The 25,818-nt window shown below is 74.1% G+C and carries 19 protein-coding genes; 11 read left to right on the plus strand and 8 right to left on the minus strand.

The genetic code is table 11. The features are described from left to right. Window positions 1–284: 284 nt before the first annotated feature. From treZ to glgX, 3 genes are read right to left on the minus strand one after another with little or no spacing between them, the layout of a single operon-like run. On the minus strand, window positions 285–2,018 hold the full coding sequence (gene treZ / locus A8711_RS27880; RefSeq protein WP_043324517.1) for a malto-oligosyltrehalose trehalohydrolase: 1,734 nt from the start codon (window positions 2,016–2,018) through the stop codon (window positions 285–287). Beyond that, on the minus strand, window positions 2,015–4,315 hold the full coding sequence (treY, locus tag A8711_RS27885; protein WP_064446145.1) for a malto-oligosyltrehalose synthase: 2,301 nt from the start codon (window positions 4,313–4,315) through the stop codon (window positions 2,015–2,017). The genes treZ and treY overlap by 4 nt, the downstream gene beginning before the upstream one ends. Window positions 4,316–4,318: 3 nt before the next feature. Then, window positions 4,319–6,439, minus strand: coding sequence for a glycogen debranching protein GlgX (glgX, locus tag A8711_RS27890; protein WP_064446146.1), 2,121 nt, complete (start codon window positions 6,437–6,439; stop codon window positions 4,319–4,321). A gap of 543 nt (window positions 6,440–6,982) precedes the next feature. On the opposite strand from glgX, the gene A8711_RS27895 reads away from it, so the two are divergent. The 10 genes from A8711_RS27895 (at window position 6,983) to A8711_RS27940 (ending at window position 19,233) form a co-directional block, all read left to right on the plus strand. Next, window positions 6,983–7,201: a hypothetical protein gene (locus tag A8711_RS27895; RefSeq protein WP_124778744.1), complete on the plus strand. Its 219-nt coding sequence runs from the start codon at window positions 6,983–6,985 to the stop codon at window positions 7,199–7,201. Between the two features lie 94 nt (window positions 7,202–7,295). Further along, entirely contained in the window at window positions 7,296–8,648 is a 1,353-nt protein-coding gene (locus A8711_RS27900; protein WP_082930928.1) for a glycosyltransferase family 2 protein, read from the plus strand. Window positions 8,649–8,666: 18 nt separating this feature from the next. After that, window positions 8,667–9,674 carry an ATP-binding cassette domain-containing protein gene (locus tag A8711_RS27905; protein ID WP_043324526.1) on the plus strand — a complete coding sequence of 336 codons (1,008 nt, stop codon included), beginning with the start codon at window positions 8,667–8,669 and terminating at the stop codon, window positions 9,672–9,674. Beyond that, window positions 9,671–10,465: an ABC-2 family transporter protein gene (locus tag A8711_RS27910; protein WP_069089834.1), complete on the plus strand. Its 795-nt coding sequence runs from the start codon at window positions 9,671–9,673 to the stop codon at window positions 10,463–10,465. Before A8711_RS27905 ends, A8711_RS27910 begins: the two co-directional genes overlap by 4 nt. Before the next feature lie 7 nt (window positions 10,466–10,472). After that, window positions 10,473–11,261, plus strand: coding sequence for an ABC transporter permease (locus tag A8711_RS27915; RefSeq protein WP_223201086.1), 789 nt, complete (start codon window positions 10,473–10,475; stop codon window positions 11,259–11,261). Between the two features lies 1 nt (window position 11,262). Next, window positions 11,263–12,846: a hypothetical protein gene (locus tag A8711_RS27920; RefSeq protein WP_069089835.1), complete on the plus strand. Its 1,584-nt coding sequence runs from the start codon at window positions 11,263–11,265 to the stop codon at window positions 12,844–12,846. Continuing rightward, complete coding sequence (locus A8711_RS27925) at window positions 12,839–13,720, plus strand: TauD/TfdA family dioxygenase (protein WP_069089836.1); 882 nt, start codon at window positions 12,839–12,841, stop codon at window positions 13,718–13,720. Before A8711_RS27920 ends, A8711_RS27925 begins: the two co-directional genes overlap by 8 nt. Next, on the plus strand, window positions 13,717–15,621 hold the full coding sequence (locus tag A8711_RS32540) for a hypothetical protein (protein WP_069089837.1): 1,905 nt from the start codon (window positions 13,717–13,719) through the stop codon (window positions 15,619–15,621). The genes A8711_RS27925 and A8711_RS32540 overlap by 4 nt, the downstream gene beginning before the upstream one ends. Further along, window positions 15,618–17,567, plus strand: coding sequence for a TOMM precursor leader peptide-binding protein (locus A8711_RS27935; RefSeq protein WP_158629849.1), 1,950 nt, complete (start codon window positions 15,618–15,620; stop codon window positions 17,565–17,567). The genes A8711_RS32540 and A8711_RS27935 overlap by 4 nt, the downstream gene beginning before the upstream one ends. A gap of 268 nt (window positions 17,568–17,835) precedes the next feature. Further along, window positions 17,836–19,233 carry a glycosyltransferase family 4 protein gene (locus tag A8711_RS27940; protein ID WP_069089838.1) on the plus strand — a complete coding sequence of 466 codons (1,398 nt, stop codon included), beginning with the start codon at window positions 17,836–17,838 and terminating at the stop codon, window positions 19,231–19,233. A gap of 178 nt (window positions 19,234–19,411) precedes the next feature. On the opposite strand, the gene A8711_RS27945 is transcribed toward A8711_RS27940, so the two are convergent. The 4 genes from A8711_RS27945 to A8711_RS32545 all read right to left on the minus strand — a co-directional run bounded on the left by A8711_RS27945 (window position 19,412) and on the right by A8711_RS32545 (window position 24,480). After that, window positions 19,412–20,695, minus strand: a complete 1,284-nt coding sequence (locus tag A8711_RS27945; RefSeq protein ID WP_069089839.1) for a citrate synthase — start codon at window positions 20,693–20,695, stop codon at window positions 19,412–19,414. Window positions 20,696–20,871: 176 nt separating this feature from the next. Next, the gene (locus A8711_RS27950; protein ID WP_069089840.1) at window positions 20,872–22,917 is read right to left on the minus strand and encodes a sulfatase-like hydrolase/transferase; all 2,046 of its coding nucleotides are present in this window, start codon (window positions 22,915–22,917) and stop codon (window positions 20,872–20,874) included. Continuing rightward, the gene (locus tag A8711_RS27955; protein WP_069089841.1) at window positions 22,910–24,325 is read right to left on the minus strand and encodes a bifunctional 2-polyprenyl-6-hydroxyphenol methylase/3-demethylubiquinol 3-O-methyltransferase UbiG; all 1,416 of its coding nucleotides are present in this window, start codon (window positions 24,323–24,325) and stop codon (window positions 22,910–22,912) included. The genes A8711_RS27950 and A8711_RS27955 overlap by 8 nt, the downstream gene beginning before the upstream one ends. Continuing rightward, window positions 24,322–24,480: a hypothetical protein gene (locus A8711_RS32545; RefSeq protein WP_166456093.1), complete on the minus strand. Its 159-nt coding sequence runs from the start codon at window positions 24,478–24,480 to the stop codon at window positions 24,322–24,324. Before A8711_RS32545 ends, A8711_RS27955 begins: the two co-directional genes overlap by 4 nt. Before the next feature lie 179 nt (window positions 24,481–24,659). On the opposite strand from A8711_RS32545, the gene A8711_RS27960 reads away from it, so the two are divergent. After that, window positions 24,660–25,061: a VOC family protein gene (locus A8711_RS27960; RefSeq protein WP_043324537.1), complete on the plus strand. Its 402-nt coding sequence runs from the start codon at window positions 24,660–24,662 to the stop codon at window positions 25,059–25,061. 11 nt (window positions 25,062–25,072) lie between these two features. Here A8711_RS27960 and A8711_RS27965 read toward each other — a convergent pair whose 3' ends face one another. Then, on the minus strand, window positions 25,073–25,783 hold the full coding sequence (locus tag A8711_RS27965; RefSeq protein WP_069089842.1) for a helix-turn-helix domain-containing protein: 711 nt from the start codon (window positions 25,781–25,783) through the stop codon (window positions 25,073–25,075). Window positions 25,784–25,818: the final 35 nt, after the last annotated feature.

Here is a 25,818-nt window from a genome sequence, read left to right on the forward strand (position 1 = left end):
CAAACCCGGCATGCGCGACCTTCGAGGCGCCACAACTCCAAGATCGGCGCCGAGGGCCGGAGGCCCGGGGGCGGGGCCGCGGGGGCGGGGCCGCGGGAGCGGGGCCGCGGGAGCGGGGCCGCGGGAGCGGGGCCGCGGGAGCGGGGCCGCGGGAGCGGGGCCGCGGGAGCGGGGCCGCGGGAGCGGGGCCGCGGGAGCGGGGCCGCGGGAGCGGGGCCGCGGGAGCGGGGCCGCGGGAGCGGGGCCGCGGGAGCGGGGCCGCGGGAGCGGGGCCGCGGGAGCGGTCAGAGCGCCGCGATCGCGGCCGACTCCGGCGGCAGCTCGATCCCGTCGCGCATCACCGTGACGCCCTCGGACGTGGCGAGCAGCACCCGGCGTACCACCCCGGGCAGGTTGATCCGCTGCGCCCGGCCGGCCAGGTTCGCCACCACGAGCGTGTCGCCGCGCCGCATCACCAGGAACCGGTCGCCGTGGCGGACGTCGACCCGGTCCAGCCGGGGGTCGGACAGGTCGGCCCGGGAGCGGCGCAGCGCGATCAGCCGCCGGTAGAGGTCGTACGTCTCGCGGTGGTCGGGCTTGTCCAGCTCGGCCCAGTCCAGCCGGGACCGCAGGAACGTCTGCGGGTCCTGCGGGTCCGGCACGTCGTCGGTGGCCCAGCCGTGGTCGGCGAACTCGCGTCTGCGGCCGGTGGCGACAGCCGTCGCGAGTTCCGGCTCGGGGTGGCTGGTGAAGAACTGCCACGGCGTGGCGGCAGCCCACTCCTCCCCCATGAACAGCATCGGCGTGAACGGCGCGGTCATCAGCAGCGTCGCGCCGACGCGCAACAGGCCGGGCGACAGCGTGGCGGAGATCCGGTCGCCGGTGGCCCGGTTGCCGATCTGGTCGTGGTTCTGCAGGTACGCCACGAAGCGGTGGCCGGGCGTGCGCTGCCTGTCGACCGGGCGGCCGTGGCTGCGGCCGCGGAAGCTGGACCAGGTGCCGGCGTGGAAGAACCCGCCGGTCAGCACGTCGGTGAGGCACTCCAGGGAGCCGAAGTCGCCGTAGTAGCCCTGCCGTTCGCCGGTGAGCAGCGTGTGCAGCGCGTGGTGGGCGTCGTCGTTCCACTGGGCGTGCAGGCCGTACCCGCCCGCCTCGCGCGGCGTGATCAGGCGCGGGTCGTTGAGGTCGCTCTCGGCGATCAGCGACAGCGGCCGCCCGAGGTGCGTGGACAGCGCCTCCACCTCGGCGGCCACCTCCTCCAGCCAGTGCACGGCCCGGCCGTCCGGCATGGCGTGCACGGCGTCCAGCCGCAGCCCGTCGACGTGGTAGTCGCGCAGCCAGCCCAGCACGCTGTCGGCGATGTAGCGGCGTACCCCGTCGGAGTGCGGGCCGTCCAGGTTGACGGTGCGGCCCCAGGTGTTGCTCTGCTCGGTGAGGTACGGCGCGAACCGCGGCGCGTAGGCCCCGGAGGGCCCGAAATGGTTGTAGACGACGTCGAGGATCACCCCCAGGCCCTTGGCGTGGGCGGCGTCGACGAACCGTTTCAGGCCGTCCGGGCCGCCGTACGGCTCGTGCGGCGCGAACCAGCAGACGCCGTCGTAGCCCCAGTTGTGCTCGCCGTTGAACGCGTTCACCGGCAGCAGCTCGACCATGTCCACGCCGAGGTCGACGAGGTGGTCGAGCCTGGCGATCGCCCCGTCGAACGTGCCTTCCGGGGTGAACGTGCCGATGTGCAGCTCGTACAGCACGCTGCCGGGCAGTTGCCGGCCGGTCCAGGCGGCGTCGGTCCAGGCGAACGCGGCGTGGTCGTAGAGCCGGCTGGGCCCGTGCACCCCGGCCGGCTGCCAGGCCGAGCGGGGGTCGGGCAGCGCCTGGGCGTCGTCGTCGAGCAGGAACGCGTAGTCGGTGCCGGGCCCGGCGCCGGGGACCTCGACCCGCCACCAGCCGTCCGGCGCCTGACGCATCGCGTGGTCGGCGACGCCGGGCAGGCGCAGCCGCACCCGGGCGGCCTCGGGCGCCCACACCGTGAACTCGGTCATGCGGCGGCCTCCACAGAGTCGGTGGGTGCGAGGAGGGCGACGGGGTAGGTGCTCAGCAGATCATGAAGGAGCAGCTCAGAACCACTGTAGACCCGTCCGGTGAACAAGTCGGTGCACTCGTGAACGGGAAGTGACAGCGCCGTGTCCCGCCAGCCGCCGGAGCGGGCCAGCCGCAGCGGCAGCCGGGTCGCCACAGCGACCGCCCCACCCCTGTCGAAGGCCACCGCGTGCGCGGCGGCCGGGCCGCGCGCGGGCACCGGCCGGTAGCCGCCGAACAGGTCCGGGCGGTCGCGGCGCAGACGCAGCGTCCGGGACACCACGAGCAGCTTGGCCGCGCCGTCGGCGGCCACCGCGGGCCGCCAGCCGGCGTCGAGCCGGGCCAGCAGGTCCCGGCGTACGGCGAAGTCGACCGGCCGCCGGTTGTCCGGGTCGACGAGCGAGTTCTCCCACAGCTCGGTGCCCTGGTAGACGTCGGGCACACCGGGCATGGCGAGCTGGACCAGCTTCTGCCCGAGCGCGTTCGACCAGCCGGGCGGCGTGATCTCGGCGGCGAACGCGGTGATCTGGGCGTGCAGCTCCGGGTCGTCGTACATCCGGTCGACCAGGGCGTGCAGCTCGTGCTCGAAGCCCGGGTCCGGGTCGGCCCAGCTGGTGGTGACGGACGCCTCCCGGGCGGCCTTCTCGGCGTACCCGTGCAGTCGTTCCCGTTCGATCGGCCACGCCCCGACGGCGGTCTGCCAGAGCAGGTGGGCCAGCGCGGGGTCGGCCAGCGGCGCGCGCGACATCCAGTCGGTGACCCGTTCGGCCCAGCGGCCGGGCAGCTCGGACAGCACCGCGAGGCGGGCGCGGACGTCCTCGCCGCGCTTGGTGTCGTGGGTGGACAGCGCGGTCATGCTCGCCGGCCAGCGCACGTGCCGGGCGGCGGCGAAGCGGTGCAGCTCGGCCGCTGGCACACCGAAGTGGGCCGGGCTGCCGCCGACCTCGTTGAGCGCGACGAACCGGCTCCACCTGTAGTACGCGGTGTCCTCCACGCCCTTGGCCATCACCGCGCCGGTCAGCTGCGGGAACCGGGCGGCCAGCTCGTGGCCGGGGTCGCGCAGCCGGGCGGTGACCTGGTCGAGCACGCCGGTCAGGTCGGGACGGCGGCGGCCTGCCTCGCTGCGGGCGGCGGCCAGGTGCCGGGCGCCTTCGGGCGGGTATCCGCGGTAGACCGGGAAGCACGCGGCCAGCTCGGCCAGGGCGGCGCGGACCTGCTCGCCGGGCAGCTCCGGCACGAGCGCGGCCAGCCGGGTCAGCTCGGCGGCGAGCAGCCGGGTGGCGGCCTCCAGCTTGGTGGCGCGCGTCAGGTCCGCCCAGGACGTGTGCCGGCCGGTGAGCCGGCCGTCGAGCGCGGTGAAGTCCGCCTCGGCGTCCGGGTCGACGAACAGTCCGGACACGGCGGCCAGCGCGTCGTAGCCGGTGGTGCCGTCGACCGGCCAGTCCGGCAGGTCCTCGCCGTACTCCAGGATCTTCTCCACCACGAGCCAGCTCTGCGGCGCGGCGGCGCGCAACCGGGCCAGGTAGCCCGCCGGGTCGCGCAGCCCGTCCGGGTGGTCGACGCGGATGCCGTCGACCTCCCCGGCGTCGACCCAGCGCAGGATCTCCGCGTGGGTGGCGTCGAACACCTCCGGGTCCTCCACCCGCAGGCCGGCCAGGTCGGACACGGCGAAGAACCGGCGGTACGTCAGCTCGGCGTCGCCGCGCCGCCAGTTCACCAGCTCGTAGTGCTGCCGGTCGTGCACCTGCCGGGGCGTCCCGTCACCGGTGCCGTCGGCGACCGGGAAGCGGTGCTCGTGGTAGCGCAGCTCCCCGTCGACGAGCTTCAGGTCGTCGAGCGCGTCGGCGCTGTCGGCGAGCACCGGCAGCAGCAGCCGCCCCCGGTCCCAGTCGATGTCGAACCAGCGCGCGTACGGCGATTCGCGTCCCCGCCGCAGCACGTCCCACCAGGCCGGGTTGGCCTCGGGCCGGGCGACGCCGGCGTGGTTGGGCACGATGTCCACGACCAGGCCCAGCCGGGCCGCGCGCAGCGCCCGGACCAGCCGGGCCCGGGCGGGCTCGCCCCCGAGCTGCGGGTTGACCGCGCGGTGGTCGACCACGTCGTAGCCGTGCGTGGAGCCGGGCGTGGCGGTGAGCAGGGGCGCGGTGTAGAGGTGGGTGACGCCGAGCGCGGCGAGGTAGCCCGCCAGCTCGGCCGTGGCGTCCAGGTCGAAGCCGGGACGCACCTGGACCCGGTAGGTCGAGCGGGGGGTGTCGGGCATGGGTCAGGCCGTCCTCTCCAGGACCAGCAGCGAGCGGTCCGGTACGCAGACCGTGCCGCCCGCCTCGACCAGTGTCGTCTTCTCCGGGTCGGGTTCCGCGGTGCTGATCACCAACTCCCACCGGCTGCCGAACTCCTCGCCGGGCAGCGTGAAGTCCAGCGGCGCGTCGTGCGCGTTGAACAGCAGCAGGAACGAGTCGTCCCGGTGGCGCTGGCCGTACTGGCCGCGTTCCCCGATGCCGTCGCCGTTGACGAACAGGGCCACCGAGCGGCCGAAGTCGTTGCCCCAGTCCTCGCCGGTCATCTCCCGGCCGTCCGGGGTGTACCAGGCCAGGTCCGGCAGTCCGGAGCCGGCGGCCCGGCCGCCCACCGGCAGGCCGGTGAAGAACCGGCGGCGGCGGAACACCTGGTGCCGGTTGCGGAAGTCGGTGAGCCGGCGGACGAAGTCCAGCAGCTCGTCGTCGGCCCGGTCCCAGTCCACCCAGGCGATCTCACTGTCCTGGCAGTAGGCGTTGTTGTTGCCGCGCTGGGTGCGGCCCAGCTCGTCGCCGTGGCCGAGCATCGGCACGCCCTGGGACAGCATCAGCGTGGCCAGGAAGTTGCGCCGCTGCCGGGCCCGCAGCGCGCGTACGCCCGGGTCGTCGGTCTCGCCCTCGACGCCGCAGTTCCAGGACCGGTTGTGGCTCTCCCCGTCCCGGTTGTCCTCGCCGTTCGCCTCGTTGTGCTTGTCGTTGTAGGAGACCAGGTCGGCCAGCGTGAACCCGTCGTGGCAGGTGACGAAGTTGATGCTGTGGAACGGGCGGCGGCCGTCGTCCTGGTAGAGGTCTGCGGAGCCGGAGATGCGGGAGGCGAACTCGGCGAGCGTGGCCGGCTCGCCGCGCCAGAAGTCGCGTACGGTGTCGCGGTACTTGCCGTTCCACTCGGTCCACTGCGGCGGGAAGTTGCCGACCTGGTAGCCGCCGGGGCCGACGTCCCACGGCTCGGCGATGAGTTTCACCCGGCCGACCACCGGGTCCTGCTGCACCACCTCGAAGAACGTGGACAGGCGGTCCACCTCGTAGAACTCGCGGGCCAGCGTGGCCGCCAGGTCGAACCGGAAGCCGTCGACGTGCATCTCGGTGACCCAGTAGCGCAGCGAATCCATGATCAGCTGAAGTGAGTGCGGGCTGCGGACGTTGAGGCTGTTGCCGGTGCCGGTGTAGTCGACGAAGTAGCGCCGGTCGTCCTCGGAGAGCCGGTAGTAGCTGGGGGTGTCGATGCCCTTGAAGCTCAGCGACGGCCCGAGGTGGTTGCCCTCGGCGGTGTGGTTGTAGACCACGTCGAGGATGACCTCGATGCCGGCGGCGTGCAGCGCCTTGACCATGCCCCGGAACTCCTGCACCTGCTGGCCCAGGCGGCCCAGCGCGGAGTAGCCGTGGTGCGGGGCGAAGAAGCCGATGGTGTTGTAGCCCCAGTAGTTGCGCAGCCCCAGGTCGGCCAGGCGGTGGTCGTGCACGAACTCGTGCACCGGCATCAGCTCCACCGCCGTGACGCCGAGCCGCTTGAAGTGCTCGATCATCACCGGCGAGGCGATCGCCGCGTACGTGCCGCGCAGCTCCTCCGGGATGCCCGGGTGGCGCATGGTCAGCCCGCGCACGTGGGCCTCGTAGATCACCGAGTGGTGGTACGGGGTGCGCGGCGGCCGGTCGTTGCCCCAGTCGAAGTACGGGTTCACCACCACCGACTTCGGCATGTACGGCGCCGAGTCCTCGGTGTTCATCCGGTCCGGGTCGCCGCCGACCTCGTAGTCGTAGACCGACGGGTGCCACATGATCTCCCCGTCGACCGCCTTCGCGTACGGGTCGAGCAGCAGCTTGTGCGGGTTGCAGCGCAGCCCCTCGGCCGGGTTCCACGGCCCGTGCACCCGGTAGCCGTAGCGCTGGCCGGGCTCGACGCCGGGGATGTAGGCGTGCCAGACGTACGCGTCGACCTCGCGCAGCTCCACCCGGCGCTCGGTGCCGATGTCCCACTCGTCGAACAGGCAGAGCTCGATCTTCTCCGCCACCTCGGAGAAGATCGCGAAGTTGGTGCCCATCCCGTCGTAGGTGGCGCCGAGGGGGTAGCTCTCGCCCGGCCAGACCTGCATGTCGCTCCTTCGGCCCATGATCGTGAGCGCAGCGGACAGGGGGCCGCCGATGCGCACGCCGGTGATGCCCAGTCGTACGCCTCGTCAATCCACCCGTTCGGACGGTAACCGAAATCCGCCCTCGTGGGGCCGGATGTCACGTTCGGGCCCGCCTGCGGCGATCGGGGCCACCCGTCCCGGCATTCCATAGCCGGGGTCGGCGAATAAGCAGGTCACTTCACAATAGAGGGTCGCCCGCATTCATTGACACCTTCCCCTACTTAATCTTCTCGTTACATCGGCTTCACGCGATCGGAGAAGGAGGCAATTGATGCGGTGATTCATCGTTCGACCCCACCTGACCTGGGCGTCTCGAATAGTGGATCCCCGAACTACGCCGCGTCACCGCCCGGAATCTTTCCGTTCCCGACCGGCCTTCACCTGCGCGAATTGACGGTTCCGCCTCGCTTTATCTCCCTGTTACATCAGCGCGGTGCGAATCCCGCCAGGACCGGCCTACGCTTCGTTCCACTGTCCACATCGATCCGAAAAGAGGATGAATCGATGGGTGAAAGCAGGAACATGTCGATCGACCTGTCCGACCTGGACACCACAGCGGTCTCCTGGTCAGGTGCCGGTGACGAGGCGTCGGCGGGGCTCTACGCCATGCCGACGGCCGCTGGGATCACGCTGACCGACCCGTCCGCCATGGGCAAGGGCTCCTGCGGCGGCGCCGCGTGCCAGGGCCGGCCGATCCAGTGGTGCTGCGTCAACTGCCACTGATCATCGCGGAGCCGCCGGCGATCGCCGGCGGCTCCGTCCCATCGTCAGCGCGGCCGGTGGCCCGGCTCGTGGGACAAGCGGAGAGGTACGTCAGATGAGCGTTGAACCCGGTCGAGCCGTCGAGCTGAGCGTGGTGATCCCCACCCACGCGGACGCCCCCTGCCTGGAGCTCACGCTGCGGTCGCTGCGGCGTCAGACGCTGGACCCGGACCGCTTCGAGGTCATCGTCGTCCGCGACGGCGGGGACGGCAGCCAGTACTCCGGCATCGCCGACGCCGGCAAGGGGCTGCGCCTGCACTTCGTCGAACGGCCCGAGCGCGGCGGCCGGGCGGCGGCCCGCAACGAGGCCGCGCGCCGGGCGACCGCGCCGCTGCTGCTGTTCCTCGACGCCGACTCGTACGCCACGCCGGACCTGCTGCGCCGCCACCTCGACCACCACCGCGACCCGTCCGCGCCGGCGGTGCTGATGGGCCGGCGCGACGAGACCGGCATCGAGCACGTGCACGCGGCGCTGGCCGACCAGCCGACCATGCCCGTACCCCGGCTGCGTGGGCGCGGCGGCGGCGACATGCGGTTCGGGACCGAGGAGGGACCGTCCGGCGACGACTGGCTGCTGGCCGGGTGGCTGTTCTGCTTCACCCACAACGCCTCGGTGCGCCGGGACGTGTTCGAGGCGGTCGGCGGCTTCGACGAGGGCTTCGGCCTGCGCTGGGGCCTGGAGGACATGGAGCTCTTCTACCGGGTGCACGCGCACCTCGGCGTACTCAACCGCAACTTCGCCTACGACGACCTGGCCGCCGTCTACCACCTGCCGCACCACCGCAACGTCATCCAGAACTGGAACGACTTCATGGACAACCTGGATCGGGTCGCGCTCAAGTACCCGGTCGTGGAGTGGGAGTTCGCCGGGCCGGTGGACGTGGCCCGCGCGGCCGAGCGGGTGGTGCACTACCGCCGGGCGATGGACGACTGCGTACGCCGCTCCTGGTGCCGGATCGGGCCGGCGGTGCAGCGGCTCGCCGGTCGCCTGCCCGGCGACCGGGTGCTGTGGGTCGGCACCGGCAGCGCCGAGGCCGGGCTGCCCGACGGCGCGCTGACCTACGACTACGGGGCGCCGGCCGGTCCGGCCAACTTCCACCTGGTCGGGATCAGGCCACCGGTCGCCGCGGACAGCCTGGACGCCGTGGTCAGCGTCGACTTCTGGCGGTACCTCTACTGGGAGGACCTGTGCCAGTTCGTCAACGTCGCCGGTGCCCTCGCCGACGAGGTGCACCTGGTCTCCACCGGCGCGGAGCTCTCGGCGCGGTTCGACCCGGACCCGGCGAGCCTGGGCTACCTGGGCCGGGTCATGGGCGCCGCGTTCGAGACCACCCTGACCGAGGTCGACGGCCTCGGCACGGTGCTGCGGCTGCGCCCGCACCACCGTGCCGCCGTCGCGGCCGGCTGACCGGGAACGACACCGCCGATGCCAGTGATCGAGGCCAGTGGCCTGACCAAGCGCTTCCGGATCGCCGACAAGCAGCCGGGCCTGCGCGGCTCGCTGCGCCATCTCGTACGGCCACGGCACGTCGAGCACGTGGCGGTGGACGGCGTCGACCTGTCGATCTCCTCCGGCGAGGCGGTCGCGTACGTCGGGCCCAACGGCGCCGGGAAGTCGACGACGGTCAAGCTGCTCACCGGCATCCTGCACCCCACCGCCGGGCGGGTACGCGTCTGCGGCCTCGACCCGCACCGCGACCGGCACGCCAACGCCCGCAACATCGGCGTGCTGTTCGGCCAGCGCAGCCAGCTCTGGTGGGACCTGCAGGTCCGCGACTCCCTCGCGCTGCTGCGCGACATCCACCGCATCCCCCGGGCCCGGTACGCGGCACGCCTGGAGGAGTTCGACGCGCTGCTCGGGCTCGGCCGGCTGCTGCCGGTGGTCGCCCGGCAGCTCTCGCTCGGCCAGCGGATGCGAGCCGACCTGGCCGCCGCGCTGCTGCACGCACCGCCCGTGGTGTTCCTCGACGAGCCGACCATCGGGCTGGACATCGTCGCCCGGCAGGCCGTCCGGGACTTCCTGCGGGCCCAGCGCGCGAGCGGGACCACGGTGCTGATGACCACGCACGACATCGGTGACATCGAGCAGGTCTGCCGCCGGCTCGTGATCATCGACGGGGGCCGGATCATCTTCGACGGCTCGATCGACGCCGTCCGCCGGCTGGTCGCCGACCAGCGGACCGTGCACCTGACGCTCGGCGCCGACTGGCACGGCGACCTCGACGCCGACCTGCCGGGCGTCCGGCTGGTCCACGACGGGTCGGCACGGCAGATCGCCGTCACGTTCGACCACGGCGCGTACGGCGCGGGCGAGATCGTCTCGGTGGTCGCCCGCCGGGCGCCGGTGGTGGACATCCGGATCGACGAGCCGTCCATCGAGGACGTGGTGCGCCGGGCGTACGCCGGCGAGCTGAGCCCGTCGGTGCCGGCATGAGGGCGTACCTGACGCTGGCCCGGATGTCCTGGTCGACGCTGCTGATCTACCGGGGCGAGTTCCTCCTCCAGCTCACCGGGGTCGTGGTGCAGACAGTGGCGCTGTTCGCGGTCTGGCAGGCGGTCTTCGCCGGCGCGGCCGGCGGCGAGGTGGGCGGGTTGTCCTGGGAGCAGATGAAGGGCTACCTGGTCGTGGCGTTCCTGACCGGGGCGCTGCTGTCGAGCTTCACCGACGCGCAGATCGCCGGCCCGGTGCTGCACGGCACCGTGGCGCTCGACCTGGTCCGGCCGATCGACTACCAGCTCTCGCGTTTCGCGCTGTCGCTCGGATACGTCGTCGGTGAAGTGCTGACGGTGGCGGTGATGGCGGCGACGCTGGTGTCGGCGTTCGGCGGCGCCGCGCTGCCCGCCGCCGGGCAGGCCGGGCTGTTCCTGCTCAGCCTGCTGGCGGTGGTGCCGCTGAAGTTCGGCCTGGTCTACCTCGTCGGGCTGCTGTGCTTCTGGACCGGCAACTTCCACGGGTTGAGCCTGTCCCGGGTGGCGGTCACCAACATCCTGTCCGGGGCGCTGGTGCCGATCGCGTTGTTCCCCGGCTGGCTCCAGGTCGTCTGCCAGCTCTCCCCGTTCCCCGGCATCGTCTCCACCCCGGCGCTGATCTACCTGGGGCAGGTACGTGGCGCCGAGGCGGTGACGCTGATCGGCGTACAGCTGCTCTGGGTTCTGGTGTTGTGGGGCGCGGCCCGGCTGCTGTGGTCCGCGGGCGTGCGGCGGCTGACCGCGCACGGCGGGTGACCGGCCGATGATGCACGAGGCACGGATCTACCGCCGGCTGCTCGGCGCGCATCTGCGGGCGGTGCTCGAGTACCGGGCCGACGCGCTCCTGACCATCGGGGCGACGGTGCTCGGTCAGCTCGCCGGGCTGGTCTTCGTGGTGATGGTGTTCCGGCAGGTGACCGCGCTCGGCGGGTGGACCCGCTGGGAGGTGCTGTACGTCTGCGCCATGGTGATGCTCGCCGAGGGCGTCGGCTCCCTGCTGTTCGAGGGGACCTGGCATCTCGGCGGCCTGGTCAACCTCGGCCTGCTGGACTACCTGCTGGTCCGGCCCTACCCGGTGGTGCTCCAGGTCACCGGCAACGCGGTCGGGTTCAACGGCCTCGGCAACGTCGGTTTCGGCGCGGCGCTGCTCGGCGCCGCGGCCGTCCACCTCGACCTGGCCTGGACGCCGCTGACGGTGCTCTGGGCGGTGGTGCTGCTCGCCAGCGGGGTGCTGGTCAAGCTGGCGGTCAACCTGGCCACCAACGCTGTCGTCTTCTGGCTGCTGAGCCCGTCCAGCTCGCTCGCGGCGAGCGTGCACACCCTGGGCGATCTGGCCCGCTATCCGCTGACCCTGTACGGCACCGGCCTGCGCTCGCTGCTGACGCTCGTACCCGTCGCGTTCGTCGGCTACTTCCCGACGGCCGCGCTGCTGGACAAGGGCGCCTCGACCACGGCGGGCGCGCTCACCCCGGTCGTCGCGGCGGCCTGCGCGGCCGGGGCGTGGGCGGTCTTCCGGGCCGGGTTGCGCCGGTACGAGAGCGCGGGCAGCTGAGATGGCAGCCACGCGGGCCGGCGTCACCGGCCGGTACCTGGCGGCGGTGCGGGACGACACCGGGCAGCCGACGGCGTACCTGCCGCCGTGCGGCAAGCGGTACCCGGGCGCGACCCGCCGGCCGCTGCGGTGGCCCGGCCCGGGGTCCGTGCCGCTCGGCGACGGCTGCCTCGACCGGCTCAGCGCGATGCTGCTCGGGTACGCGCCACGCCGGGCGGAGACGATCACGCTGGCCGGGCTGTCCGCGTTGACCGGCGCCCCGTCGGACACGCGCACGCCGTCGCGGCTGCTGCCCGGCTGGCACACGCTGCGCCGGTCGGTGCCCTCCGGCGGGGCGTTCCACCCCAACGAGATCTACCTCGCCTGGGCCGGCTCCCCCGACCTCGCGGCCGGCGTCTACCACTACGACCCGCCGCACCACTGCCTGGAACTGCTGCGCCCGGGCAGCCCGGCCGCCCGGCTCGACCGGCTCCTCGGGGTCGCGGCGGCGCCCCGGCACGCGCTGCTGCTGACCCACCGGCCGTGGAAGAACACCAGCAAGTACGGGGCGTTCGGCTACCGGCTGGGCATCGTCGACTCCGGTGTCCTGCTGGCCCAGCTGCTCACGTCGCCGGTGGACGCGACACCGCGCCTGGACCTCGATCCGGCGCTCGCCGGTGAGCTGCTCGGACTAGACGCCGAGCTGGAGGCCACCTACGCGGCGATCGAGTTCCCCGCGCACGCGGACGTCCCCGGGACACCGCTTGCGTCCGGCGGGCCGCCCCCGGCGACCGGGCTGGACCACGACCGGCTCGGCCACGACGCCGCCCACCCGAGCGCGGTGGCGCTGCACCGGGCAAGGTACGACCGGCACGCCGACGCCGAGCCACCCTCGGCCGACCGTCTTGCGGCCGACGGCGTCCCGGCCCGGCGCCTCCCGGCGGACCGCCTTCCGGTGGGTCCGGCGGCGGGCCGGGCGCTGGACCTGCCGCCGGCCCGGCCGCTCGACCTGGTCGCGGCCGCCGCCCGCCGCGCCTCCGCCGCGAACCTCGGCCCGGGGCTGACCGCCGGGCAGGTCGCCGACATCCTGGCCTGCGCCGCCGGCCGGGCCGGTTCGCCGGCCCTGGCGGCGCTGGCCCGGCAGCCGCTGTACCCGGAGCTCTGGTGCCTCGCCCGGGCCGTCGACGGCATCCCGGCGGACGCGTACCGCTACCAGCCGCACCACCACCGGCTGGTGCCGACCGGGCCGCCGGGGGCGGCCGACGACGCGGCGGCGTACCCGCACCGGGTCGACCGCCGGATGGTCACCCGCGGCGCGACCCTCTACCTGGTCCACGCCGGGAGCCGGCCCGTCGACCAGCTCTCCCCGGCCTCGTTCCACCGGCTGCACCTGCTCGCCGGTGTGGCCCTTCACCTGGCCGGGCTCGCCGCCACCGCGACCGGCGCGGCGAGCCGGGCGCTGGGCGGCCTCACCGCCGACGCCGTCGCCGCCCGGCTCGGCCTGCCGGACGGGGCGTCCCCGCTGACACAACTGCTGGTCGGCACGCCCGCGCCGCGTCCCGGGGCGCTGGCGGCCCATCTCACCGAAGGGAACCCTCATGGCTGAACAGGACGTTCCGGCGCTCGTCGGCACCCCCACGCCGGACGCGGTGCTCGCGGCGGTCGCCGAGCACGGCGCGGTGCTGCTGCGCGGCGGGTGGCGGCACGAGGACTACGTCGCGCTCGGCGACGCGCTGATGACCGCGTCGCCGTACCAGGGCGGGTTCCACGACGAGCGGGACGTGATCGGCGGTGACCCGACGACGACCACAGTCACCCGGGGAACGCAGGGCATGCCGCTGCACCGGGAGGCGTCGTACGCGCCCGGCGCGCCGGACCTGCTGATGTTCCGGTGCGAGCGGCCCGCCGCCGACGGCGGGGCCACGACGCTGTGCGACGGTCTCGCGCTGCTGGCCGCCCTGCCCGCCACGGTCCGCGCCGCCTGCGAGGAACTGACGCTGCGCTGGGAGAGCGAGCTGCCCACACCGGTGTGGCAGCGGATGTGCGGCACGACCGACCCGGCGGCGGCGGAGCGGATGCTGCGGCAGTGGGAGCCGTACCTGCGGCCGTGGGAGTCGATCCACATCGACGTGGACGAGGACGCGATGACTGTCGGCTTCGGCACCCGGTGCACGCCACCGACCCTCTTCGAAGGTGTGCCGGCGTTCTGCAACTCGCTGTTCATCAGCCGCCCTCAGCCCGGCGAGTACCACGACCGGCGGCTGCGGGTGCGCTCCGGTACCGGCGCGCCGGTGCCCGAGGACCTCGTGGCCACCGCCGCGGACGTCGCCGCGCGGCTGACGGTGGCGGTGCCGTGGCGGTCCGGTGACGTGCTGGTCGTGGACAACTCCCGGTACCTGCACGGCCGGCAGGCGTTCACCGACGCCGGACGCGCGGTCGCGGTGCGGATGGGACACCTGCGGAAGGAGGGGGCCGCGTGAGGGTCAAGCTCCGCGACGACCTGATGTACGTGCCGGTCGACGACGGCGTGTACCTGGAGACGGGACTCGCCGGCACGCACCTGGCGGGCGCGTCGGCGTACGGCCTCGTGCAGCGGCTCGCCCCGCATCTGGACGGCACCCGCACGGTGGAGGCGCTGACCGCGGGTCTGCCCCCGGCGCAGCGGCAGCTCGTCACCGACCTGGTCCGGATGCTGGTGCGGCGGGGCATCGCCCGCGACCTCGACAGCGAGCCGCCACACACGTTGCGGGACTGGGAACTCGACACCTACCGGGACTCGATCGCGTTCGCCGAGCACGTCACCGACGCGCCGCTGAGCCGCTTCGAGGCGTTCCGCGACGGGCGGGTGCTGCTCGTCGGCGCCGGCGCCGGCATGCTCGCGCTCGTCCAGACGCTGTTCGAACTCGGGCTGCGTACGGCCTCGCTGGTCGAGACCACCGAGACCGGCACCGAACGCGACGGCTTCCGGCGGATCGTGCAGCGGCGTCGAGCCGAGGATCCGACGACCGGGCTGACGCTGCTGGACGCGGCCGCCGCCCTCGACACCGACGAGGGGCTCGCCGGCCTGCTGACGGGGTACGACGCGGTGCTGCACTGCGCCGCGCGTCCGATGGCCGGGCGGGCGACGCGGCTGAACCGGGCGGCCCGGGCGATCGGGGTGCCGGTCCTGCACGCGGTGCCCGGCGGCGCGGAGGCGTGGATCGGCCCGACCGGCGGCGGCGTCACCGGCGGCTGCTGGGAGTGCGGCCTGCTCAGCCGGCAGGGCGCCGGGCTCCCCCCGGGTGACGCCGACGAGCCCGACACGACGTCCGAGTGGCTGTCGGCGCCGGTCTGCGGCCTGATCGGCGCGGCGCTCGGGTTCGCGTACCTGCGCCACCGGGTGGGAGCGGAGAGCACCGCCACGAACCGGATGACCCGCGTGGACCTGGAAAACGCTGTGACCAGCGAGCATCTGCTCGACGTGCACCCCCGCTGCCGCTCCTGCCGGCCCCCGGCCCCGTACGCCGATCTCGCCGCGCACGTCGACGCGATGGCCGCCCGCACGCCGGTGGGCGTCGAGGAGTTCGTCGCCCGGATGCCGTTCCTGGTCGACGCGCGGCTGGGCCCGCTGCTGGCCATCGACACCGGCGCCCACTCGCAGATCTCGGTCAGCTGCGTCGAGGCGACGGTCGTGGACCTGGCCGGCGGCGCACCGCGGCTGCTCACCGCCGTCGGCGCAAGCCGGGAGCAGGCGCTGCTGCGCGCCGCCACGGCGGCACTGGAGACGCTCGCGGCGCGGGCCTGCGCCGGCGACGCCGCCACGGTGTGGTGGGACACCGCGCGTGGCGCTGTCGTCGACGCACGGCCGGACGGCGTGGTGATCGCCGGCGGTCACACCTGGGCGGAGGCGCGCGGCCGGGCGATCCTGAAACTGCGACGCGCGGCCGCGACCCCGCCGGAGGTCGCCGACGGTGGGCCGCCCGGCGGCTGGCTCGACCGGGCGCGGTGGCCGGAGCCGACCCGCGTCATGGCACACGAGCTGGCCCTCCTCGGCCACGAGCCGCGGGCGTGGCACGACGGATCGAGCACCCCGACCGTGTTCGTCGCCGTCGGCGGCGGATGGGTCGCCCGCAGCTGCGCCACCGACACGGACACCGCCCTGGCGAACGCGATGCAGGCGGCGGTCGCCGTCCTGACCGGACGCCGCCCGGACGGCGCCGAGATCGGGCCGGACGTGGGCGGCTACGACTGGGACACGGCGCTGCCGCCGCTGCTGCGCGAGCTGGCACGGGACGGACGGTCGCTGCTGGTGCGGCCCGCCGACTCGCTGCCCGGGGCGCAGCGGGTGATGCCGTTCATGATCAGGGCGGCGTGGTCGCCACGAGCGGGGAGCAGCGCATGACCGACGTCACGACCACACCGGCCGTCCCCGCCCCGTCCGACGTGGCGCCGCGTCCCGGCCTGCGGATCCTCGGCGTCGGCGCCCTGCGCCGGGCGGTGGAACAGGCGCTGGGCGCCGCCCCGGTCACCGACGTCGACGTCTTCGTCGTCGACGGGCCACCGGAGGACGTCGACGTGGCCGCCCGGGCTGCCGCCGACGCCGGCCGGTCCTTCCTGCCGGTGTACACCACGCCGCGCGGCGTACGGATCGGACCGTTCGTCACACCCGGCCGGCCGGGCTGCCACCACTGCCTCCAGGTGCGGCAACGCCGGGCGCGGACCACCGGGACACCGCACCGGTCCGCGCTGTGGCAGGGGCTCTACGACGGCACCGTGCAGCCCGCCCGGCCCGTCCTCGGCCCGCCGGTACGCGCCGCGGTCGCCGCGCTCGTGGCCGACGAACTGCGCCGGGTCGCGCAGGGCGGCGACGGCCGGTGCGCGGAAGCGGTGCTGGAGGTCGCCACGGCCTCGATGGCCGTCAAGCGGCACCGGTTCGTCCCCGAACCCGGCTGCCCGGTGTGCGGCCCGTTGCCGGACGACGGCCCGGCCGCCGGCACCTTCACGCTGACGTCCCGGCCGAAGCGGGCACCGGACGACTACCGGGCCCGCAGCCTTCCCGACGAGCACCTCGCCCTGCTGGCGGCGCTGCACGACGAGGAGACCGGGCTGCTGTCGTCGATCACCGTCCACCACAACCATCCGATGGTCCTCGCCGGCGCGATCGGTGGCCCGTTGTGCTGTGGTGAACTGGCCGGCTACGGCCGGACCTTCACCTACCCGGCGAGCGTGGCCGTCGCCGTCGCCGAGGCGCTGGAACGGCTCGGCGGCAACGTGCCACGCGCCCGCCGTACCGTCACCCGCGCCTCGTTCCGCGAGCTCGGACCGCGGCGGGCCGTCGAGCCGACGGAGTTCGGGCTGCCGCCCGCGCCGCCCGACGACCACGCGGTCGCGTACGACCCGGACCGGCCCGTGGAATGGGTGTACGCGTATTCGTTCCGGCGCGACGGCCCGGTGCTGGTGCCGGAGACCTTCGCCTACTACGGCTCACACGGCACGGGTTTCGGTCCGGAGTGCTCAAACGGCTGCGCGCTGGGCGCGAACCTCGAAGAGGCGATCCTGCACGGCATCTTCGAAGTCGCCGAGCGGGACGCCTTCCTGTCCACCTGGTACGCCCGGCTACCGGTGCCGCGCGTGGACCCGATGACCTCCGCCGACCCGATGACCCGCGTGCTCGTCGACTGGATCCAGCGCACCACCGGCAGCCGCCTGGACGTCTTCGACATCACCATGCCCGAAGGCGTCCCGGCGGTCTGGCTGATGCTCGTCGACGACGAGGTGCGGCCGGGACGTCCCCGGGCGTTCTGCGGCGCCGGGGCGCACCTGGACCCGGAGCGCGCCCTGTGGTCCGCGCTGGTGGAACTCGCCAGCGTCGCCGAGGCCACCCGGGAGATGGTCGCCGAGGACACCACCGCCCCCGGCCTGGTCGCCGACTCCGACCTGGTCCGGACCATGGAGGACCACCTGCTGGTGGCGGCCGACCCGGACGCCTGGCCGCGCTTCGCGTTCCTGTACGAGCGCGACGAGATCCGGTCCATGGCGGAGGCGTTCCCACCGGCGGCGCGCTACCGCCCGGCCGCGGACCTGCTCGACGACCTGCGGCACGTGACCGGACGCTACCTCGACGAGGGCCTGGACGTGGTGGTCGTCGACCAGACCGCCCGCGAGCAGGAGGCCGTCGGCCTCACCAGCGTGAAGGTGCTGATCCCGGGGCTGCTGCCGATGACGTTCGGTCACCGCAACCGGCGCGTCGACCTGCCCCGGCTGCGCGAGCTGCCGGTCCGGCTCGGACACCGGGCCGAACCGCTCGCCCCGGAGGAGATCAACCCGTATCCGCACCCGTTCCCGTGACCGTCCCATGTGCGCGGAGGCGTCGGAGAGTGATGAGGATCGCTCACCGCGCGCGAGAGGATCCGGCACAGTAGGTTGGCAGGGTGACTGGACGGTTCCGGTTGCCGATCGACGTCAGCACCCTCCCGGTGGCCCGCGATCGGTATCCGGCCAGGCCGTCGTCGGCGAGCTGGTGCCGGCGCCCGGCCGGCCGTCCGGTCGCTCCTGACCACCGCTCGACGCCGCCACCGCTGCCGGCGTGCCTCACCCTGCATGGACGGAGATCGACGTGACCACTCTGCGGGTCGGCGCGCAGCCCGCCACCGCGACGGACCGGCTCCACCGGCCCACTCTCACCTCCCGCCCGGCCCCGCCGTCGCCGGCCGGGGCCGGGCCCCGGACCCGGCGCATCCTGATGCTGTCGTGGGAGTACCCGCCGGTGCTCGTCGGCGGGCTCGGCCGCCACGTCCACGCGCTGTCCGTGGCGCTGGCCGCCGCCGGGCACGAGGTCACGGTCGTCACCCGCCACGCCGAGGGCGCTCCCCTGGAGGAGTACGCCGACGGCGTCCGTATCGTCCGCGCCGCCGAGGACCCGGTCACCTTCCCCCTGGCCACCGGGTCACTGCTGGCCTGGACGATGGCGTTCAACCACACGCTGACGCGGGCCGCGCTGCGCGCCGCCTCGTCCGGCGCCTACGACGTGATCCACGCCCACGACTGGCTCGTCGCGCACACCGCGATGACGCTGCGCGAGCACCTGGACGTGCCGCTCGTGACCACCATCCACGCCACCGAGGCGGGCCGGCACCAGGGCTGGCTGCCGGAGGAGATGAACCGCACCATCCACGGCGTCGAGCACTGGCTCGCCGGCGAGTCCGGGCGCGTGATCGTGTGCTCCGGCTACATGCGCGACGAGGTGGGCGCGCTGTTCGGCGTGGACGCCGCCCGCGTCGACGTGGTGCCCAACGGCGTCGAGCCGCACCGCTGGCGGGTGCCCGCGTCGGCGGTCGCCGCCGCCCGGGCGCGGTTCGCCGCCGACGGCCCGCTGGTCACGTTCGCCGGTCGCCTGGTGTACGAGAAGGGCGTACAGCACCTGCTGGCCGGGCTGCCCCGGCTGCGCGACCGGCACCCCGGCCTACGCGCGGTGATCGTCGGCGACGGGCCGTACCGGGCGGACCTGGAGGCCGAGGTGCACCGCCTCGGGCTGGGCGGCACCGTCAGCATGCCCGGGTTCCTCGGCGGCGCCGACCTGCCCGCGGTGATGGCCGCCTCGGACTGTTTCGCGGTGCCCAGCATCTACGAGCCGTTCGGCATGGTGGCGCTGGAGGGGGCCGCCGCGGGCGCGCCGCTGGCGGTGGCCCGTACCGGCGGCCTGGCCGAGATCGTCGAGCCGGGCGTCACCGGGATGACGTTCGCCCCGCACGACCCGGACGGGCTCGTCGAGGCGGTGCACGCGCTGCTGTCGGACCGAGAGCGGGCCCGCGTGCTCGCCCGGCGGGCCCGCGCCATGGTCCACGAGCGGTACGGCTGGGCGGCCATCGCGTCCCGCACGGCTGCCGCGTACGCCGCCGCGATCGCCGGCGACCCGTCGTTCACCGCCGCCCGCGCCCAGCACCGCATGACACACGGCCGGCCCACGCCGCGCGTCCCCGAGGGCAACCTCCTCACCGCCGCCGGCCTGCGGTAAGGAAGGGCCCCCTATTAACGCCTCGGGTAGAGGAAGGGCCCCTTGTTAACGCCCCTCCCCCCGGTGCACAGGACGAAGGCCGCCGACCCTGCTCGGGTCGGCGGCCTTCGTCGTCCGCGTGTTAAAAGGGGGCCCCTCCTCTACCGGAGGCGTTAAGAAGGGGCCCTTCCTTGCACGCTCAGCGCTTGTCGGCGGGGACGTACGCCCGCTCGGTAGCGCCGGTGTAGATCTGCCGCGGGCGACCGATCTTGGTCTCCGGGTCGTTGATCATCTCGCGCCACTGCGCGATCCAGCCGGGCAGGCGGCCCAGCGCGAACAGCACCGTGAACATCTTCGTCGGGAAGCCCATGGCCTTGTAGATCAGGCCGGTGTAGAAGTCCACGTTCGGGTAGAGCCGGCGGGACACGAAGAAGTCGTCGGCGAGCGCGATCTCCTCCAGCTGCACAGCGAGGTCGAGCAGCGGGTCCGGCTTGGACATCCGGCCGAGCACGTCCTGGGCGGCCTTCTTCACGATGGCGGCACGCGGGTCGTAGTTCTTGTAGACCCGGTGCCCGAAGCCCATCAGCTTCACGCCGTCCTGCTTGTCCTTCACCTTCTGCACGAAGGAGCGGACGTCGCCGCCGTCGGCCTGGATCTTCTGGAGCATCTCCAGCACGGCCTGGTTGGCGCCGCCGTGCAGCGGGCCGAACAGCGCGTTCACGCCGGCCGAGACCGAGGCGAACAGGTTGGCGTTGCTGGAGCCGACCAGCCGCACGGTGGAGGTGGAGCAGTTCTGCTCGTGGTCGGCGTGCAGGATGAACAGCATGTCCAGCACCCGGGCCACCACCGGGTCGACCTCGTACGGCTCGGCCGGCACACCGAACGTCATCCGCAGGAAGTTCTCGACGTAGCCGAGCGAGTTGTCCGGGTACAGCAGCGGCTGCCCGATCGACTTCTTGTACGCGTACGAGGCGATGGTCGGGACCTTCGCCATCAGCCGCACCGTGGACATCTCCACGTGCTCGGAGTCGAACGGGTCCAGGCTGTCCTGGTAGAAGGTGGAGATGGCGCTGACGGCCGAGGAGAGCACGGCCATCGGGTGCGCGTCACGGGGGAAGCCGTCGAAGAACCGGCGCATCTCCTCGTGCAGCAGCGAGTGCCGCCGGATCCGCTCGCTGAACTCCGACAGCTGCGCCTGGGTCGGCAGCTCGCCGTAGATCAGCAGGTAGGAGACCTCCAGGAAGGAGGACTTCTCGGCCAACTGGTCGATCGGGTAACCCCGGTACCGCAGGATGCCGGCATCACCGTCGATGTAGGTGATGGCGGACGAGCAGGACGCGGTGTTCACGAAACCGGGGTCGTACGTGGTCATCCCGGTTTCCTTGAGCAGCTTGCTCACCCCGATCCCGGCGGGGCCCTCAACCGCGGACTGCACCGGCATCGACAGCTGCCCACCGGGGTGGTCGAGCTTGACTTCCGTCATCTGTTCCTCGCTTCGCCGGCAAGATCTTCGTTGAATTGCCTTCGCTTCTACCGTAATCACGGCGCGGAGAACACCGCTCGTCATGGTTTCGGGGTGAGGTGTGCGTCACCTGTTTCCCGGCCAGGCGGTTCGGAAACCGGTTGGGAGCGCGACCATGGGCGCCGGCCGGGGGCCCGTCACGACAGCGTGAGCCGCCGCAGCGCCCCGTCGTCGCCGACCCGGTAGAGGTCGAGCCGACTGGCGCCGGCGGCGAAGAGCCGGTCGTCGGGGAGGAACGCCGCGAAGCGCCGGCCACCGGCGTCCGGGGGCACCACCGGCGCCACCGCCCCGACCGTGCCGTTCACCGCGACGGCGAGCCGTGTCCCGTCGGGCACGTCGTCCGGGACCGTCCCCCAGACCAGCGCGGGCAGGCCGCCGCGCGCCGGGTCGACCGCGTCGAACGCGTCCCGGTTCGCCACCGTGGCGGACCCGCCCATCGGCACGTTCCCGACCCGGGTCCCGACGAGCGGATCAGCGGCCGGCGGCGGGAGCGGGGCGGGCACCCCGCCGGTGATCGTCACCGGCTGGCCGGGGCGGTCGTAGAAGCGTTTGTCGGCTCGCTCGCGCGGGGCCGCCTTGGCCGACCGGCCGTCCATCTGCCAGGGCACCCGCATGTGGGTCTCGTCGGCGATCGTGGGCAGCAGGTCCACGTGCTCCCAGTTGCGGTCGTCCACCCGGCCGGCGCGCTGGCCGGGTTCCTTGACGAACATCGGCACCCAGGCCACCTCGTTGGCGGCGTGCTCGATGGCGTCCATCCCCCGCCCCTGCCAGTCCCGCCGGAAGCTCACCCCGTGGTCGGCGGTGACCACCACCAGCGCCTTGTCGTAGAGGCCGGTGGCTCGCAGCGTCCGCAGCGTCTCGCCGATCAGCCGGTCGGTGTAGCCGAGCTGGGCCAGGTGCCGGGCGCGGGCCAGGTCGACCCAGCCGGTCCCGTCGTTGGGCAGGTCCTCCGGTGCGGCGTAGTGCGCCCCGGACGGCAGGTACGCCCACGGCGAGTGCGGCATCAGCAGGTGCAGGAAGTGCAGCGTGGGCCGGGGGTCGGGGCGCAGCCCGGCCAGGAACGAGGTGAACCGGGCCGGCTGGTTGTCGTCGAGGGTGTCCCAGCGGAACTTGGGGTCGTCCGGCACCGGCTCGGCGGCGTCCAGCCCGGCCTCGGCGGCGGTCCGCTCGCGGTAGGAGTCCTCCGGGTCGACGCGGCTGTCCACCGGCGCGGCGATCCGGCCCATCAGCTTGCCGCTCTCCCGGACCAGCACCCCGAGCCCCTGCTCCGGCGTGGTGGCCTGCTCGCAGCGGCTGGGCGGGCAGAGCCGGGTGATGCTCTCCTCGGCCTTGATCCGGTAGAGGCCCCCGAGCGCGGTGAACAGGTTGTCCGGGTACTGCGAGTAGTGCGGCGCCGCGCCCTGCTCCGGGTAGCGCCCGGTGAGCATCGCCGGCAGCGCGTAGGGCGTCCAGCCGCTGACGCCGGTCGCGTTGGGGTACCACGTCGACCCGGCCGCGAGCGCGGCGAAGTTCGGGTAGCGCTCGGCGTCGATGCGTCCGTCCGGGCCGAGCAGGGAGACCAGCGGCAGCTCGTCCAGCACGATCATGACCACCGGCGGATGCGCGCCCGCGCCGGCGATCCCGGCCGCGCCGCCCTCGCCGCGCGGCAGCACCACCGCCGAGGCGGGCGAGGCGAACAGGAACAACCCGACGAACACCAGCGGCCCGGCGGCGGCCACCCGCAGCACCCGCCGGGGCGCCCGCCACCGCCGGTGCGCGGCCGCCCCGGCGGCTCCGGCCACACCGGCGGCGACGAGCAGGGGTACGCCCCGAAGCGGCGTGACGTGCCGGCCGACCTGGACGGCCAGCGCGGCGAGCAGCAGGCCGACGAAGGTGGTGTGCACGGCGGCCCGGATAAGGCGTCCGGCGGGCACTGCCAGCGCGCCGAGCAGCGCGAACGGTACCGTCGGCGCGAGCGCRATCAGGGCGACCAGGAGCAGCACGTCGCCCCGGGACGCGCGGTGGAACAGGAAGAAGTCGGGGCTGCGGCCGAGCACGTCGAGCAGCGGCTGGGTCACCACCAGCCCGACCAGCGCCGTCACCTCCGCCAGCCGCGCAAGCTCGGACCGCCACCACTGCGGGCGTTCCCGCCGGTCCGGGCCGGCCGTGTGGTCCCGGGGTGGCGCGAGGGTGCGCTCAGCCACCCACCACCACCTGGTAGAGCGTGCGGGTGCCGGACGGCAGCTCGGTGCGGGCGACCACCCGGCCCCGGCGGGCCAGCAGCGCCTCGAAGGCGTCGCGCCGGTAGTCCGGGAACAGGCCGTCGGGCTTGTTGGCGAGCAGGCGGCGGGCCATCGGATCGTCCGGGTGGACGAACTCCACCACCAGGCTGCCGCCGGTGGCGGTGAGCGCGGTGAGCTGGTCCAGCACCCCGGGCAGCGGCACGTTGCGCCCGATCGCCAGGTGGTGCACGACGGCCAGGGCGAGCACCACGTCGGCGCGGGCCCGGTCGGCGAACGCGGCCCGCTCGACGCCGCGCCAGCCGCCGCCGGGCGACGGGTCGGCCAGGTCCATCACCAGCGGCAGGATCCGCGTCTCGCCCTCGTCGCGCAGCGCGCGGTAGAGCGTGTCGACCACCGCCGGGTCCTGCTCGACCGCGACGACGTGCGTGGCGTGCCGGGCGGCGATGCGGGCGTACCGGCCGTCGTTGGCGCCCAGGTCCAGCGCCGAGCCGCCGCCGGTGGCGGCCACCGCGCGGTCGACGAACTCCTCCTTGGCCTGCCGGTCCGGCACCGAGTACGCGCAGGTGCGCTGGTAGTCCGCCCAGTGGCTGTCGCCGGGCCGGTGGTCGAGGCGGCGGACCAGTTTCGTCAGCCCGCGTACCGTGGCCAGCGCCAGCTCGCGGGAGAACCCGGCGGCGCGCAACTGGGCGCGGACGTCGGTGGTGCTCGCGGCGGAGTTGCGGGCCTGCATCGCGCCGTGCAGGTGCACGTGGGTGGGCACGCCGGCCCGCCAGCGCCGGGCGCCGCCGAACAGCCGGCGCATCTGGTCCGGCTCGACGCCGTCGACGCGGGCCCGCAGGAACGGCTGGAAGTCCAGCCCGAGGTGGGCCTGGATCAGCAGCGGGTAGAGCAGCGTCTGGCAGAACTGCCGGTAGCCGGCCCAGGGCTCGCCGTCGCGCAGCGCCTCGAACGAGCCGACGTCGATGAAGACGGGTCGCGCGCCGCGCCACTGCACGTTGTACGCCGAGCCGTCCTTGGTGGTGAAGCCGGCCTCCAGGGCGGCGCGCAGCACGTCGAGGTGCAGCAACGCGGCGTCGCGCAGCATCGCATACGACCACTCGTAGGGGTGCGAGACGAACGGGATCCGCTCGTGCCGCAGCACCGCAGCCCACCGCGTGTCGACGGGGGTCGGGGTCAGCTCCTCGGTGGCGACGATCTGCCCCCGCTCGGCCGCGCGGCGGAAGAAGTCGGTGACGGACAGCGCACGCCAGTCCCGGGCGGAGCGCTCGTCGAGCCCGCGCAGCACCTCCTCGCCCCGGTGGAACACCCGGTTGCCGGGGTCGCGGAAGGAGCCGGGCTCCACGCGGACGCCGGTGTCGGGGACCGTCACGCCGTGGGGCCCTGGTCGCTGGGCTGACGGCGGAACCGGGACACCAGGCGGCGCCAGTAGAGCTTGGCGGCCACGGCCACTCCGGCCACGCCGCCGACCACCGCCTGCACGATGAGACTGCCCGATCCCGCGTCCAGGTAGGCCAGGTGGGTCACGGCTGCTTCCTTCCGTCGCCGGTCGTCAGTGCGCGCCCGGAATGCGAGCTTTCATGCTTCGCGCCGGACTTGTCCCCCACCGTAACGCCTCGGGCGTCGCACGCGGGGCCACACCGGCCACTCGTCCCCCGTCCGATCCGTTCAAGACGGGCCGGACCGGTCGCGCCTACCGTGACGCCATGACACCGCAGTTCGATCTGGTCGGGGCCGTGGTCACCGACATGGCCCGCACACTCGACTTCTACCGGCGGCTGGGGCTGCCGATCCCGGCCGGCGCCGAGACGGAAGGGCACGTGGAGGTCACCCTGCCGAACGGCGTACGGCTGGCCTGGGACACGGTCGAGGTGATCCGCAGCTTCCACCCCGACTTCGACCCGTCCGGCGGCAACAACCGGATGAGCCTGGCCTTCCGGTGCGCCGACCCGGCCGAGGTGGACCGCTGGTACGCCGAGCTGACCGCCGCCGGCCACCACGGGGAGCTGCCCCCGTGGGACGCGTTCTGGGGCCAGCGGTACGCGGTCCTGCACGACCCGGACGGCAACGGCGTGGACCTGTTCGCCCCGCTGCCGGCGGGCGACTGAAAGGCGGCCGGTCAGGCGGTGGCCGGGGCGAGCAGCCGCGACGGGGGCACCCCGGCCAGCTCCCGCACCTCGCGGGTCAGGTGGGCCTGATCGGCGTACCCGCTGCGCGCGGCCACCTCGGCGAGCGGCGCGCCGGCGCGGGCCAGGTCCAGCGCCCGGCGCATCCGCAGGATGCGGGCGAGCGTCTTCGGGCCGTACCCGAAGAGGGTCAGGCTGCGGCGGTGCAGGGCCCGCGCGCCGAGGCCGACCTCGGCGGCGGTCGCGGCGACGGTGGCCCCGGCGGCCAGGCGGGCGGCGACACGCGCGCCGACCGGGTCGGGGCCGCCGGCCGCGCGCAGCCGGTCGCGGGCGACCCGGGTGAGCACCCCGGCGGCCTCGTCGCCCGGCGCGGCCAGCGCCGCCTCGACCCGCTCGGTCACCTCGGCGGCGGCGCGGCCCCACAGGTCGGCCAGCGGTACGCGGCGGTCGCGCAGCTCCTCGGCGGGCACGCCGAACACGGCCGGGCCGGTGCCCGGCGGCAGGCGCAGCCCGATCCACCGGTCCCCCGGCGCGGACCGCGACAGGTGCGCGGTGCGGTCCGGACCGGCCACCAGCAGCCCGGACCGGCTGGACCAGAGCAGGTCCAGGCACCCGTCCGGCAGCACCCGCGTCTCACCCCCGCCGGACACGCTGCCCCACAGCACCGCGCCCGGAACCCCCGCCGCCCCCCACTCCCGGTACACGCCCCCAACCCTGCCACCCGCCCCGTCGATCATGA

The organism is Micromonospora sp. II (assembly GCF_001709195.1).
Taxonomy (GTDB): Bacteria; Actinomycetota; Actinomycetes; order Mycobacteriales; family Micromonosporaceae; genus Micromonospora; species Micromonospora chalcea.